The organism is Achromobacter sp. EB05, from assembly GCF_044232075.1.
Taxonomy (GTDB): Bacteria; Pseudomonadota; Gammaproteobacteria; order Burkholderiales; family Burkholderiaceae_B; genus Achromobacter; species Achromobacter dolens.
Genome location: NZ_CP155917.1, coordinates 1,892,712 through 1,906,510 on the forward strand (window position 1 = coordinate 1,892,712; position 13,799 = coordinate 1,906,510).

At 68.1% G+C, this 13,799-nt stretch carries 9 protein-coding genes; 5 read left to right on the top strand and 4 right to left on the bottom strand.

What is annotated here, in order from left to right:
* Positions 1 to 4: 4 nt before the first annotated feature.
* Together rpiA and phoU are read left to right on the top strand one after the other, a co-directional pair.
* Positions 5 to 685 carry a ribose-5-phosphate isomerase RpiA gene (gene rpiA, locus AAID08_RS08720; RefSeq protein ID WP_054501267.1) on the top strand — a complete coding sequence of 227 codons (681 nt, stop codon included), beginning with the start codon at positions 5 to 7 and terminating at the stop codon, positions 683 to 685.
* Between the two features lie 157 nt (positions 686 to 842).
* Complete coding sequence (gene phoU, locus AAID08_RS08725) at positions 843 to 1,568, top strand: phosphate signaling complex protein PhoU (RefSeq protein ID WP_049072639.1); 726 nt, start codon at positions 843 to 845, stop codon at positions 1,566 to 1,568.
* Positions 1,569 to 1,652: 84 nt separating this feature from the next.
* Here phoU and AAID08_RS08730 read toward each other — a convergent pair whose 3' ends face one another.
* The 3 genes from AAID08_RS08730 to argA form a co-directional block, all read right to left on the bottom strand.
* Positions 1,653 to 3,605, bottom strand: a complete 1,953-nt coding sequence (locus tag AAID08_RS08730) for a phosphocholine-specific phospholipase C (protein WP_395757528.1) — start codon at positions 3,603 to 3,605, stop codon at positions 1,653 to 1,655.
* A 128-nt stretch (positions 3,606 to 3,733) separates the two neighbouring features.
* Complete coding sequence (locus AAID08_RS08735) at positions 3,734 to 4,006, bottom strand: oxidative damage protection protein (RefSeq protein WP_006384045.1); 273 nt, start codon at positions 4,004 to 4,006, stop codon at positions 3,734 to 3,736.
* A gap of 118 nt (positions 4,007 to 4,124) precedes the next feature.
* Positions 4,125 to 5,483, bottom strand: a complete 1,359-nt coding sequence (gene argA, locus AAID08_RS08740) for an amino-acid N-acetyltransferase (RefSeq protein ID WP_059269702.1) — start codon at positions 5,481 to 5,483, stop codon at positions 4,125 to 4,127.
* 137 nt (positions 5,484 to 5,620) lie between these two features.
* On the opposite strand from argA, the gene hrpA reads away from it, so the two are divergent.
* From hrpA to AAID08_RS08755, 3 genes are all read left to right on the top strand, one after another.
* Positions 5,621 to 9,559 (top strand): ATP-dependent RNA helicase HrpA, encoded by a 3,939-nt coding sequence (hrpA, locus tag AAID08_RS08745; RefSeq protein ID WP_395757529.1) that lies wholly within the window; start codon positions 5,621 to 5,623, stop codon positions 9,557 to 9,559.
* Positions 9,560 to 9,728: 169 nt separating this feature from the next.
* The gene (locus tag AAID08_RS08750; protein ID WP_395757530.1) at positions 9,729 to 11,462 is read left to right on the top strand and encodes an ABC transporter permease; all 1,734 of its coding nucleotides are present in this window, start codon (positions 9,729 to 9,731) and stop codon (positions 11,460 to 11,462) included.
* An 8-nt stretch (positions 11,463 to 11,470) separates the two neighbouring features.
* Positions 11,471 to 12,844 (top strand): nitrate/sulfonate/bicarbonate ABC transporter ATP-binding protein, encoded by a 1,374-nt coding sequence (locus AAID08_RS08755; protein ID WP_395757531.1) that lies wholly within the window; start codon positions 11,471 to 11,473, stop codon positions 12,842 to 12,844.
* Here AAID08_RS08755 and lpxO read toward each other — a convergent pair.
* Entirely contained in the window at positions 12,831 to 13,730 is a 900-nt protein-coding gene (lpxO, locus tag AAID08_RS08760; RefSeq protein WP_054501263.1) for a lipid A hydroxylase LpxO, read from the bottom strand. The genes AAID08_RS08755 and lpxO overlap by 14 nt on opposite strands.
* Between the last annotated feature and the right edge of the window lie 69 nt (positions 13,731 to 13,799).

Here is a 13,799-nt window from a genome sequence, read left to right on the forward strand (position 1 = left end):
CGCCATGCTCTCCCAGCAAGAACTCAAGCAGCAAGCCGCAGACGCCGCCCTGGAACTCGTTGAACAGGTCGCGGGCCCCGATGTCATCATCGGCGTGGGCACCGGCTCGACCGCCGATCTCTTCATCGACGGCCTGGCGCGCTTCAAGGGCCGTATCGGCGGCACCGTCGCCAGCTCCGAGCGCAGCGCCGCGCGCCTGGCCGGCCATGGCCTGAAAGTGCTGGACCTGAACGACGTGGCGTCGATGCCGATCTACGTGGACGGCGCCGACGAGATCGATGCCAACCTGCACATGATCAAGGGCGGTGGCGGCGCGCTGACGCGCGAAAAGATCGTGGCCTCGGTTGCCGACCGATTCGTCTGCATTGCGGACGAATCCAAGCTGGTCGAGGTCATGGGCAAGTTCCCGCTGCCGATCGAGGTCATCCCGATGGCCCGTGAATCGGTGGCGCGCGCCATGACGGCCATGGGCGGGCAGCCGCGCCTGCGCGAAGGTTTCGTGACCGACAATGGCAACATCATCCTGGACGTCTCCGGGCTGTCGATCACCGACGCGCCGGGCCTGGAGGCCCGCGTCAACAACCTGCCGGGCGTGGTCACCTGCGGCCTGTTCGCCATTGCCGGCGCCGACGTGGCGCTGCTGGCCACCCAGAACGGCATCCGCCGCCTGGATCGCCGCGCCTGAGCGCAAATCGCGCGTCCCGGCCGCCCTTGCGGGCGGTCAGGCCGCGATTCATAATCCTGTCACACTTGGGTCATAACCTTGCGGATTGTGCAGGCCCATACTTGAAACGCTTTCATATCGGGGCAATGCAATGAGACCAACCACGCAGGGAGCCCGGATGACGGAGCATACAAACAAGCAGTTCGACGCTGATCTGGAAAGCGTCCGTTCGCAATTCTTGCAAATGGGCGGCGTGGTCGAGGCCATGATCCAGGAGGCCATCGACGCTCTGGCCAGCGGCGACCTGACGCTGGTTGAAAAGGTGCGCGAGCGCGAAAAGGAAGTCAATCGCCACGAAGTGGAGATCGACGAAAGCATCAGCCGCATCCTCGCCCGCCACCAGCCCACCGCCATCGACCTGCGCATGCTGATGGCCGTCTCGAAGATGCTGACCGACATGGAGCGCTCCGGCGACGAGGCCGAGAAGGTGGCCACCGTGGCGCGCCGCATCCACGAATCGGAAGTCCGCCACATCCCGGTGATCGAACTGCGCCACATGGCCTCGAACGTGCGCACCATGCTGCACCAGGCGCTGGACGCGTTCGCCCGCCTCGATCCCATCCTGGCCGCCGCCGTCGTGCGCAGCGACAAGGAAGTGGACAAGGAATGGAAGGGCGCGCTGCGCCACCTGATCACCTACATGATCGAAGACCCGCGCACCATCTCGCGCGCCATCGACATGATCTTCATCGCCCGCGCGCTCGAACGCATCGGCGACCATGCCAAGAACATGTCCGAACGCGTGATCTACATGGTCAAGGGCGCCGACGTGCGCCACACCGGCGTCAAGAACACCGAGCGCCTGGCGCGCGGCGAAGAAGATACCCCTGAACAGGACGACTGATCGCCGCGGCCGACCGGTCGCCCGCCGTCAGGCAAAAAAACCCCAAGCCGCCTTGGCGCTTGGGGTTTTTCTTTGCGCGCGCGCCTACAGCGGCAGGTCGGCGCCCTGGCACAGGCGCGGGTCCGGCACGCCGGACTTGCCCGCGTTGATGCGGCCGGCCAGCCGGCGGCCAAACCGCGGCAGGCCCTGCGCGCTGACCTCCAGGTCGTACCAGCCTTCGCAGCCGGCGTATTTCAACTCGAGCGCGCCGCCGGCCTGCACGTGCGCCATGGCGCGCCAGCCGTCGCCCATGCGCGATTCGATATGCACCGGCTGGTGCGCGTCGCCATGGTTGATGAGGCGCAGGCGCAGTCCCGAGGTCACCGGCACCAGTTGCGTTTCCAGCAGGCCGGCGTCGCGGCGGTCGCCGCGGAAGTGGCGATGGAAGCCATCCGGGCCCAGCAGCCACAGGTCGTAGATGCCGTCGGCATCCAGGCGCCAGCCGTCGTCCAGCCGCGCGCCCGCGCCCACCGTGTAGCGGCGCGGCGCGTGCGCCAGCGCCCGCCGGTCGTAGACGTGCAGCACGGCGCCGACCGTGCCGGCATTGCGGAAGGTCAGGCGGTAGTGCTCGCCGTCGGCGGTCATGCGGCCCACCGTCTCCAGCGCGTAGGGCAGGGCACAGGCGTGACGCACGCTGTCGGCGTGTTGCAGGGCGCGGTCCCCGGCGAAATCGAAGGCCGAGGTCAGATCGCCGGCCACGGCGCGGCGCCAGGCGCTGATATTGGGCTCGGCCACGCCGAAGCGGGCTTCGAGGAAGCGGATCACCGAGGTGTGGTCGAACACCTGCGAATTGACCCAGCCGCCGCGGCTCCAGGGCGACACCACCAGCATCGGCACGCGCGGGCCCATGCCGAAAGCGCGGCCGTGCAGGGCGGGCGGATCGTCCGGGGTGGCGGCGCTGGGGCCGTGGCGCACGTCGTGGTATTCGCCGTCCAGCTCGATGGTTGACAGGCCGCCCGAGCGCCCGTCGGGGGCGCGCGCCGGCGGGGCCGGAGGCGGCATGTGATCGAAGAAACAGTCGTTCTCGTCGTAGGTGACCAGGAACACACAGCCGCTCCAGACCTCGGGGTTGCGGGCCAGGATCTCGAGCACGCGTTCGGTGTAGGCGCCGCCCTGGCGCGGCGACGAGACTTCGGGATGTTCCGAGTCGGCGGCGGGGGCGATGATCCAGGAGACCTGCGGCAGCGCGCCCTGTTCCACGTCGCGCGCCAGGTCGTCCAGGGTGTGGGTGGACAGGCCCCGGTCGCGCAGCGGCGCGTCGGCGCCGCCGGCATCGTGCTGGCGGCGGAACTGGCGAAAGCCGGCCAGCGGATTGTCGTGGAAGTTGTCCGCCATGTCCTGGTAGATGCGCCAGTCGATGCCGGCGGCCTGCAGGCGTTCCGGGTAGGTGGTCCAGCCGTAGCCCAGGTCGGCCGGCCCGAGGCGGTCGAAGGTGTTGACCAATGCCGGACCGCCCGCGCGTCCCAGCGGATCGTTGGTGCCGGTCCACAGGAACAGCCGGTTCGGATTGGTGCCGGCCTGGATCGAGCAATGGTAGGCGTCGCACAGCGTGAAGGCATTGGCCAGCGCCGTCTGGAAAGGCACTTCGGCGGGACGGTAGGCGCCCAGGCCGAGGCGGCTCTTGGCCGCCAGCCATTGATCCATGCGGCCGTCGTTCCAGGCGCGCTGGGCGTCGTCCCAGGTATGCGGGGTGATGTAGCCCACCGGCGTGTCGCTGGCGTACTCGCCCTGCAGCGCATAGGGACGCAGCCGCTGGGCGCCGTCGGCCTGGGTCAGCACGTCGCCGGCCAGTGTCGGCGCGGGATACGGGTCGGCAAAGCCGCGCACGCCTGGCAGGGCGCCGAAATAGTGGTCGAAGGAACGGTTCTCCTGCATCAGGATGACGACGTGCCGCACATCGTTGATCGTGCCGGTCTTGCGGTCGGCGGTGACTGCAAGCGCGCGCCGGATGGCCGGGGGCAGGTCGGAGGCGTCGGCGGAACTCGGTTCTTCTTTCATGACGGCATTAGTACGGCCAGCAATGGCGCAATCTTAAGGCAGGGCGGCCGGGCGCACCGGCCAGAAGCAAGAAGCCCCTCGCGGACGAGGGGCTTCGCAGGCGTGCCGCGCATGGCGGCGCGGCGGCATCAGGCCGAGGGCGGAACGTAGCCCTGGGCTTCGACGCTGCCGTCCTCGAACAGGAAGCGTTCCATCTGCTGCTGCAGGTACTTGCGGGCGCGGGCGTCGGCCAGGTTCAGGCGGTTTTCGTTGACCAGGCGGGTCTGCACCTGCTTCCACTCTTCCCAAGCCTCCTTGGAGATGCTCTGCCAGATGCGGGTGCCGAGTTCGCCGGGGTAGGGCGGAAAATCGAGCCCTTCGGCTTCACGCTTCAATTTCACACAGTTGACGGTACGGGCCATGGTTCGCTGCCGGAAAGAATGGGTAATGCGCCATTTTAGCGGGCTTGGCGCCGGAAGGCCGCCAAGCCCCTGCGGGTACTGCGGTTAGGCCCCGGGGCCAGCCCGGGGCGGGGCCGCGTCACAGCTTCTTGATGAACACCAGGCTGTTGCGCGAGCGGTTGTAGTTGTTCTGCTTTTCGCGCGGCAGGTCGGTGATGCCGCCCTGCACGAAGCCGCGCTTCATGAACCAGTGCGAGGTGCGCGTGGTCAGCACGAACAGCCGCTTGGCGCCGGAAGCGCGGGCGCGCGATTCCATGTGGCGCAGCAGGATCTCGCCCTCGCCGGACCCCTGCCATTCGGGGTGCACGATCAGGCAGGCCATCTCGGCCATGTGATCCTCGGGGAAGTTGTGCAGCGTCGCGCAACCGTAGATCACGCCGTCGTGCTCGAGCACGGTGAAGTTCTCGACGTCGCGTTCGATCACGCTGCGCGGGCGCGGCACCAGCGTGCCGTCGGCTTCCAGCGGCTCGATCAGGCTGAGGATGGCGCCGACGTCATCCAGCGTGGCCGGGCGCAGGTCGTCCAGCGTGTCTTCGACCACCATGGTGCCGACGCCATCGTGGGTGAAGATCTCCAGCAGCACGCTGCCGTCCAGCGAGAACGGCACCAGGTGGGCGCGGGCCACCCCGCGCTTGACCGCCAGCGACGCGTATTGCAGGTAGGCGCCGGTTTCCTCGTCCAGCGAGCCGGCCGCCAGCAGCGCGTCGGCGTCGACCCGGGCCAGCTCGGTGTCGACCGAGCCGTCGTCATTGAGCACGCCCTGTTCGCTGGACAGGAAGATCAGCTTTTCGGCGCGCAGCGCCACCGCCACGCTGGTGGCCAGGTCTTCCATGGCCAGGTTGAAGGCGTCGCCGGTGGGCGAGAAACCCAGCGGCGACAGCAGCACCACCGACGAACCCTTCTCGATGGCGAACTTGAGCGCGTCGACGTCGATCTTGCGCACCTGGCCGGTGTGCTTGTAATCGACCCCGTCCAGCACGCCGGTGGGACGCGCCGTGACGAAATTGCCAGAAATGACACGGATGTGCGCGTGGGACATCGGCGTGTTGGGCAGGCCCTGGCTGAAGGCGGCCTCGATGTCCAGGCGGATCTCGCCGGCGGCTTCCTTGGCGCATTCCAGCGCCGCGGCGTCGGTGGGCGCCAGGCCGCGGTCGAACTGCTGGGTGAAGCCCTTCAGGCGCAATTGTTCATTGACCTGGGGGCGCGAGCCGTGCACCAGCACCAGGCGGATGCCCAGCGACGACAGCAGCGACAGGTCCTGCACCAGCGCGTTCAGCGCCCCGGCCTGCACCAACTCACCGCCAAACGCCACCACGAAGGTCTTGCCTCGGAACGCATGCACGTAGGGCGCGACGTCTCGGAACCATCGGACGAACTGGGCAGGGGCGAATTCGGGGGCTTCAAGGGCAGAGACGGTGTCTGGTTCCAGGTCGGGCATGATGGGTGGGGCAATTCCTGAGAGTGGCAACAACGCGGCCCCGGGGGCCGCGTCAACGCGCCGTCACGGGACGGCGTGGCGAAATTATATGGCCGCGCGGCGTTTATATAATAGGCAGCTAACCGGACAAATCGTACATGCCAGAATCTTCCCGCCCGCGGCCGCCCGTACAGGCCGACGGGCCGACCCGGGCCCCGGGCAAGCCGCGCGCCGACGCCGCGGCCCCGGCGGCGCGCCAGGCGCCCCGCCCCGAGCGGCCCATTCCCGCCGTGACCTACCCCGAGGACCTGCCCGTCAGCGCGCGGCGCCAGGAAATCGCGCGCGCCATCGCCGGCCATCAGGTGGTCATCGTCAGCGGCGAGACCGGCTCGGGCAAGACCACCCAATTGCCCAAGATCTGCTTGGAACTGGGCCGCGGCCGCCAGAAGATGATCGGCCACACCCAGCCGCGGCGGCTGGCCGCCACCTCGGTGGCCAAGCGCATCGCCGAGGAGCTGAATACGCCGATGGGCGAGGTGGTGGGCTACCAGGTGCGCTTCAACGATCGCACCGGCCCCAATGCGTCGATCAAGCTGATGACCGACGGCATCCTGCTGGCGGAGTCGCAGCGTGACCCGCTCCTGCGCCGCTACGACACCATCATCATCGACGAGGCGCACGAACGCAGCCTGAACATCGACTTCCTGCTGGGTTATCTGAAGCAGCTACTGCCGCGCCGCCCCGACCTGAAAGTCATCATCACCTCGGCCACCATCGACGCCGAGCGCTTCGCCCGCCATTTCGCCGCGTCGGAGGACAAGCCGGCGCCGGTGATCGAGGTCTCGGGCCGGCTGTACCCGGTCGAGGTGCGTTACCGCCCGGTGCGCGAGGAAGCCGAGGAAGACGCCGCGCCGGCCAAGCCGGGCCGCGACCGCGAGCGCATGTCGGGCGACGAGGAACGCGACCTGATCGACGCCATCGTCGATGCGGTCGACGAATGCGCCCGCCATGGCCCCGGCGATGTGCTGGTATTCCTGCCGGGCGAGCGCGAGATCCGCGAATCGGCCGAGGCGCTGCGCAAGCGCCACCCGGCCGGCACCGAGGTATTGCCGCTGTACGCGCGCCTGTCGCAGGCCGAGCAGGAACAGATCTTCCATCCGCGCGGCAACGCGCGCCGCATCGTGCTGGCCACCAACGTGGCCGAAACCTCGCTGACGGTGCCCGGCATCCGCTTCGTGGTCGACAGCGGCCTGGCGCGGGTCAAGCGCTATTCCTGGCGCAACAAGGTCGAGCAACTGCGCATCGAGCCGGTCAGCCGCGCCTCGGCCAACCAGCGCGCCGGCCGTTGCGGCCGCGTGGGCCCGGGCCTCTGCATCCGCCTCTACGACGAGGCCGACTTCAACGCCCGCGCCGCCTTCACCGACCCCGAGGTGCTGCGTTCCTCGCTGGCCTCCGTGATCCTGCGGATGAAGTCGCTCAAGCTGGACGACATCGAGCAGTTCCCGTTCGTCGAGGCCCCGCCCGGGCGCGCGGTGGCCGACGGCTACCACCTGCTGCAGGAGCTGGGCGCGATCGAGCTGGCCGCGGCCGACGACGGCGACGACGCCAGCCGCACCGGCGCCTCGTTCGTCCTGACCCGCACCGGCCACGAACTGGCCAAGCTGCCGGTGGACCCGCGCATCGGCCGCATGATCCTGGCCGCGCGCGAGCACCAGTGCCTGGCGGAAATGCTGATCATCGCCTCGGCGCTGTCGGTGCAGGACGCGCGCGACCGCCCTATGCAGGAGCGCGAGGCGGCCGAGGCCGCGCACGCCAAGTTCGCCGACGACAAGTCCGAATTCATTTCCTTCCTCAAGCTGTGGCGCTGGTACGGCGAGCAGGTGCAGCACAAGGCCTCGCAGCGCAAGCTGGTGGGCCTGCTGCGGCAGAACTTCCTGTCGCCCATCCGGCTGCGCGAATGGCACGACGTCCACACCCAGCTGGCCGCCCTGGTGGGCGAGCAGGGCTGGCGCGTCAATCAGGTCGAGGCCACCTACGAGCAGTTGCACATGGCGCTGCTGTCGGGCCTGTTGGGCAACATCGGCTTCAAGAGCGACGAGGGCGGCCATTACCAGGGCGCCCGCGAGATCCGCTTCCACATCCATCCGGGCTCGCGCCTGGTGAAGAAAGCCGGGCGCTGGATCGTCGCCGCCGAGCTGGTCGAGACCACCCGGCTGTACGCGCGCTGCGTCGCGCGCATCGACCCGGTCTGGCTGGAAAAGGTCGGCGCCCACCTGATCCGCAAGAACTGGTCCGACCCGCGCTGGGAAAAGAAGGCCGGCCAGGTGGTGGCCAACGAACGCGCCACGCTCTACGGCCTGACCATCTACAGCGGCCGTCGCATCCAGTACGGCCGGGTCCATCCGCGCGAGGCGCGCGAGCTGTTCATCCGCCAGGCGCTGGTGCCGGGCGAGATCGACACGCGCCTGGCCTTCGTGGCCCACAACCGCAAGCTGATCGCCGGCATCGAAAAGCTGGAACACCAGACCCGCCGCCCAGACATCCTGGTCGACGACGAGCTGATCTACGCCTTCTACGACCGCCAGCTGCCGGCCGACATCTCGCAGACGGCGACGCTTGAAAAGTGGGTCAACGGCCTCGACAAGGCCGAAGCCGCCAGGCTGCTGCTGACGCGCGACGAACTGATGCGGCACGAGGCCGCCGGCGTCACCACCGACGTCTTCCCCAAGAAGGTGGAGTGGCAGGGCGTGTCGATGGCGCTCGATTACCACTTCGAGCCCGGCTCGCCGCGCGACGGCGTGACGCTGGCGGTGCCGCTGTTCGCCCTGAACCAGATCGATCCGGCGCGCTGCGAATGGCTGGTGCCCGGCATGCTCAAGGAGAAGGTGCACCTGCTGCTCAAGTCGCTGCCGCAGAAGCTGCGCCGCCACTGCGTGCCGCTGCCCGACTATGCCGCCGGCTTCTACGACCGCTGGTTCGAGCGCCTGGGCGACCCGCAGACCGGCCTGGTGGATGCGCTGATCGCCGACATGTGGGATCAGGTGCAGGTGCGCCCGGCCGCCGCCGACTTCAAGCTCGAGACGCTGCCGGCGCACCTGTTCATGAATTTCCGCGTGGTCGACGAGCACGGCCGCATGCTGGCCGCCGGCCGCAACCTGGCGCAGCTGCGCGCCGAGTTCGGCAAGCAGGCCCAGGCCACCTTCCAGCAGCTGGCCGCCAGCGACACCCAGGTGGCGCAGGCGCTGGCGCACGAGAACCTGACCGCCTGGACCTTCGGTCCGCTGCCGGAAATCATGGAGATCAAGCGCCGCGGCCAGTCGGTCATCGGCTACCCGGCGCTGGTCGATCGCGGCGCGCATTGCGACCTGGACGTGTACGACGACCCGGACGAGGCGCGCAAGGCGCACCGCGCCGGCCTGCTCAAGCTGTTCCGGCTGGGCCTGCGCGAGCAGGTCAAGTTCCTGGAAAAGAACCTGGCCGACCTCACCAAGATCAGCATGCTCTACATGACGCTGGGCACGCAGGAGGAACTGCGCGACCAGATCATCGACTGCGCGCTCGGCCAGGCTTGCCTGGCCGAGCCCTGGCCGGTCAATGAACAGCAGTTCGAGGCGCGCCGGGCCGAGGGCAAGGGCCGGCTGGGCCTGCTGGCCCAGGAAGTGGCGCGCCTGGCGGGCGCGGTGCTGACGGAATACGCGGCCCTGCAGCGCAAGCTGCCGCAGGCCAAACCGCACGCCGCGGCCTACGCCGACCTGCAGCAGCAGTTGGGGGCGCTGATGCCCAAGTGGTTCATCCGCGACACCCCCTATGCGCAACTGTCGCACTTTCCGCGCTATCTGAAGGCGGCGGTGGCGCGCATCGACAAGCTGCGCGCCGATCCCGGCCGCGACGCCAAGCTGGTGGCCGAGATGGCGCCGCTCGTGACTCAGTACCAGCGTGCGCGCTCGGCCCTGAAGGGCGCGCCCGATCCCCGCCTTGACGAGTTCCGTTGGCTGCTGGAAGAGTTGCGGGTGGCCCTGTTTGCGCAGGAGCTGCGCACCCCGATGCCGGTCTCGGTCAAGCGCCTGATGAAAAGCTGGGAGTCCCTGCAACGCTGAATTGCGGATTCGGGCCGGGGCGGCCGCGGCCTCCTCGCGGGGCAATGCGGGGCGGCGCGAGCCGTCCCGTATTACCGCCAGATTTCAGTCGTTTTCTGTTCAGTGACGCGTCATCTGGTTATGCTTCAATTCGCGGGCCTTCACCCCCGCTCCCTGGAGCATTGCCGACATGTTCGAGCTCTTCAGCACCCGGACGCGCCCGTCCTCGTCGTCCCGCTCCGCGCCCAACCGCTGGGATTGGGCGCTCCTGCCTTTGGTGCTGGTGGTGCTGGCCGCCATGGCCTACGGCGCCTCGCAGATGAGCCGTCCCTTCGCCGTCGGCGAAGCGCTGCCGATCTCGCTGGATCCGATCTACCTGCCGTATTACCTGCTGCGCACCATCCTGCGCATGTTCACGGCGCTGGCCTTTTCGCTGCTGTTCAGCTTCATCTTCGCGGCCATCGCGGCCAAGTTCCGCACCGCCGAAAAAGCCATGATCCCGATGCTGGACATCCTGCAATCGGTGCCCATCCTGGGTTTCCAGGCCATCGCCATCGCGCCCTTCATCGCGCTGTTTCCCGGCAACCTGCTGGGGGTCGAGTGCGCGGCGATCTTCGCCATCTTCACCTCGCAGGCCTGGAACATGGCGTTCAGCCTGTACCAGTCGATGCGCACCGTGCCGGCCGAACTGAACGAGGCCGCGCGCGTGTTCCGGCTGTCCGGCTGGCAGCGCTTCTGGCGGCTGGAACTGCCGTACGCCACCCCGGGCCTGCTGTGGAACATGATGATGTCCATGTCGGGCGGCTGGTTCTTCCTGGTGGCGGCCGAGGCCATCTCGGTGGCCGGGCAGGACATCAAGCTGCCCGGCATCGGCTCCTACATCGCGGTGGCCATCGACGCCGAGAACGGCCGCGCCATCGCCTGGGCCATCGGCGCCATGATGGCCGGCATCCTGCTCTACGACCAGTTGTTCTTCCGGCCGCTGCTGGCCTGGGCCGACAAGTTCCGCTTCGAGGAATCGCAGGCCGACGTGGCGCAGCAGTCCTGGCTGCTGGACTGGACCCGCCGCAGCCGCTGGATGCAGGCGCTGTCCAATATGTTCTGGGCGCAGATGCGGCGCGCGCTGGGCTGGTTCAGCGTGTCGTACGACGGCACCTCGATCCGCGCCCGCGCCAAGGCGCCAGACCCGCGCTGGACGCGCGTCTGGGATGCGCTGCTGGCCGCCGGCGCCTTGCTGGCCACCTACAAGCTGGTGGTGTTCGTGCACGCCGAAGTGGGCTGGAGCGAGGTGCTGCATGTGGTCGGCCTGGGCGGCATCACCCTGGTGCGGGTGATGGTGCTGATCGGGCTGGCGTCGATGATCTGGGTGCCGATCGCGGTCTGGATCGGCCTGCGGCCCAAGTATTCGCAGCGGGTGCAGGCGGTGGCGCAGTTCCTGGCGGCATTCCCGGTCAACCTGCTGTTCCCGGCGGTGGTGTTCGTGATGGTGGCGTTGAAGCTCAACCCCAACATCTGGCTCAGCCCGCTGATCATCTTCGGCACCCAGTGGTACATCCTGTTCAACGTGGTGGCCGGCGCCTCGACCATTCCGAACGAACTGCGCCTGGTCGCCAGCAACCTCGGCCTGAAGGGCTGGCTGCTATGGCGCCGGGTGTACCTGCCGGCGGTGTTCCCCAGCTTCATCACCGGCGCCATCACGGCCAGCGGCGGCTCCTGGAACGCCAGCATCGTGGCCGAGTACGTGTCCTGGGGCAATACCTCCCTGGTGGCCGATGGCCTGGGCAGCTACATCAAGCAGATGACCGAGCAGGGCGATTTCCACCGCATCGCGCTCGGCATCGGCGTCATGAGCATTTTCGTCATGCTGCTGAACCGGTTTTTCTGGCGCAAACTGTATTTGCTGGCCGAAGACCGCGGCCGGTAGGAGTCCTCATGAATTCCAATTTCCTGATCGAACTGCACGACGTCGGCAAGTCGTTCCGCGCCGCGGACGGCACCGCCCGGCACGTGCTGGAACACGTGGATTTCACGTTGCGCGAAGGCGAGATCGTGGCCCTGCTGGGCAAGTCCGGCTCGGGCAAGTCGACGCTGCTGCGCATCATGGCGGGGCTGGTCAACGCCGACCAGGGCTCCGTCACCTACCGCGGCCAGCCGGTGTACGGCCCGGCGGCGGGCATCGCCATGGTGTTCCAGTCGTTCGCGCTGTTTCCCTGGCTGACCGCGCAGCAGAACGTCGAGCTGGGCCTGGAGGCCCAGGGCGTGGCGCCGGCCGAACGCGCCAGGCGCGCCGATGCGGTGCTCGACCTGATGGGCCTGGGCGGTTTCGGCGGCGCCTTGCCGCGCGAGCTGTCCGGCGGCATGCGCCAGCGCGTCGGCATCGCCCGCGCGCTGGTCATGAACCCGGACGTGCTGTTGATGGACGAAGCCTTCTCGGCCCTGGACGTGCTGACCGGCGAAACGCTGCGCGACGACATGCTGGAGCTGTGGGACGAGAGCCGCATCTCGACCAAGGGCATCCTGATCGTTTCGCACAACATCGAGGAAGCGGTCATGATGGCCGACCGCATCATCGTGTTCTCCAGCGACCCCGGCCGCATCCGCAGCCAGGTGCAGATCGGCCTGCCGCGGCCGCGCAATGCCGATTCGCCGCAGGTGCGGGCGCTGATCGACGAGGTCTACGCGCTGATGACGCAGCGCCCGGCCCACGACATGCCGACGCCGCGCCAGCAGGGCCTGGGCTACCGCTTTCCGCAGACCGAGGTCGAGCGCATGGAAGGCGTGCTGGACGTGCTGGCCGAGGCGCCGTTCAATGGCCGCGCCGACCTGCCCAAGCTGGCCGAGGAAGCCGAGATCTCCGACGACGACCTGCTGCCGGCCTGCGAAGCGCTGGGCCTGTTCGGCCTGGCCCAGATCGACAAGGGCGACATCTTCCTGACGCCGCTGGGCCAGCGCTACGTGCAGGCCGACCAGGGCCAGAAGCAGGCCATCTTCGGCCGTCAGTTGCTGGCGCACGTGCCGCTGGCCGCGCACATCCGCCACAGCCTGGAACAGGAGCCTGCCGGCGAGTTGCCGGAAAAGAACTTCCTGGATTCGCTGGAGGAATTCCTCAAGCCCGACGAAGCCGAGCGCGTGCTGAAGATCGCGGTGGAATGGGGGCGCTATGGCGAAATCTACGGCTACGACTACCACACCGGCCTGCTGACCTTGCCGGAGCGGGGTAGGGTGGGAAGCGGCGGGCCGGACGGCCCGCCGTGCTGGCGTGATGACCGCGCGATCCGCGCGGTCGGCCCGATCACAGGGCGATGAAGCCCGCGATCACCAGGATGATGAGGCCGTACTTGGTGGCCTTGTAGACGTTGCGGTTCCAGGCCTTGAAGGCCTTGCGCTTCTGGTCGATGACCCAGTGCGCATGGGTCAGCTTGTTGATGGCGCCGGTCTGGTCGCCGCCGTCGTTGGGCGAGCTGGCCGCCGACATCACCACGCGGCCGAACCAGCGGTTGAAGGCCTCGGCCCAGCCCCACTTGAGCGGTCGCTCGACGTCGCAGAACAGGATGATGCGGTTCTGGTCGGTGTGGTTGTAGGCCTCGTGCACGTAGGTCTCGTCGAACACCACGCTTTCGCCGTCGCGCCAGCTATAGGATTCGCCGTCGACGATGATGTGGCAGCGGTCGTCGTTGGGCGTGGCCAGGCCCAGGTGGTAGCGCAGCGACCCGGCGAACGGGTCGCGGTGCGGGTTGAGCTGGCCGCCGGGCGGCAGTTCGGCGAACATGGCCGCCTTGACCTTGGGCAGCGTCTTCAGGATGGCCACCGTCTTGGGGCACAGTTCCTCGGCCGAGGGGTGGCGGGCGTCATACCACTTCAGGTAGAAGCGCTTCCAGCCGTACTTGAAGAACGAATTGAAGCCGATGTCGTTGTGGCTGTCGGCCGCCTTGATGCGGCGCATCTCGGCCATCTGCAGGGCTTCGTCGCGGATCGTCTCCCAGTTGTCGTCTAGCACCTTGAGCTCGGCGATTTCGCTGGTGGTCAGGTAGGGCGTCGACGGCACGCGCGAACTCAGCACCATGAAGGCGTTGATCGGCGCCAGCAGCACCGAGTGATCCAGCAATTGCCGGCCCAGCGGCAGCTTGACGCGGCCACGGAAGTGCGCGAACAGGATGGCGGCGAGCCAGATCCCGGGTATCAGCCATTTCATACGTAAATCTCGTCCTGCGGCGGGTGAGTCAGGTCCAATCGCCTATTGTTACACAGGGGCGCCCGGCAG

What these genes read in the sequence shown, in the direction of transcription:
- rpiA (WP_054501267.1), top strand. Translation starts at nt 5, where the DNA reads ATGCTCTCCCAGCAAGAACTCAAGCAGCAAGCCGCAGACGCCGCCCTG.
- phoU (WP_049072639.1), top strand. Translation starts at nt 843, where the DNA reads ATGACGGAGCATACAAACAAGCAGTTCGACGCTGATCTGGAAAGCGTC.
- AAID08_RS08730 (WP_395757528.1), bottom strand. Translation starts at nt 3,605, where the DNA reads ATGAAAGAAGAACCGAGTTCCGCCGACGCCTCCGACCTGCCCCCGGCC.
- AAID08_RS08735 (WP_006384045.1), bottom strand. Translation starts at nt 4,006, where the DNA reads ATGGCCCGTACCGTCAACTGTGTGAAATTGAAGCGTGAAGCCGAAGGG.
- argA (WP_059269702.1), bottom strand. Translation starts at nt 5,483, where the DNA reads ATGCCCGACCTGGAACCAGACACCGTCTCTGCCCTTGAAGCCCCCGAA.
- hrpA (WP_395757529.1), top strand. Translation starts at nt 5,621, where the DNA reads ATGCCAGAATCTTCCCGCCCGCGGCCGCCCGTACAGGCCGACGGGCCG.
- AAID08_RS08750 (WP_395757530.1), top strand. Translation starts at nt 9,729, where the DNA reads ATGTTCGAGCTCTTCAGCACCCGGACGCGCCCGTCCTCGTCGTCCCGC.
- AAID08_RS08755 (WP_395757531.1), top strand. Translation starts at nt 11,471, where the DNA reads ATGAATTCCAATTTCCTGATCGAACTGCACGACGTCGGCAAGTCGTTC.
- lpxO (WP_054501263.1), bottom strand. Translation starts at nt 13,730, where the DNA reads ATGAAATGGCTGATACCCGGGATCTGGCTCGCCGCCATCCTGTTCGCG.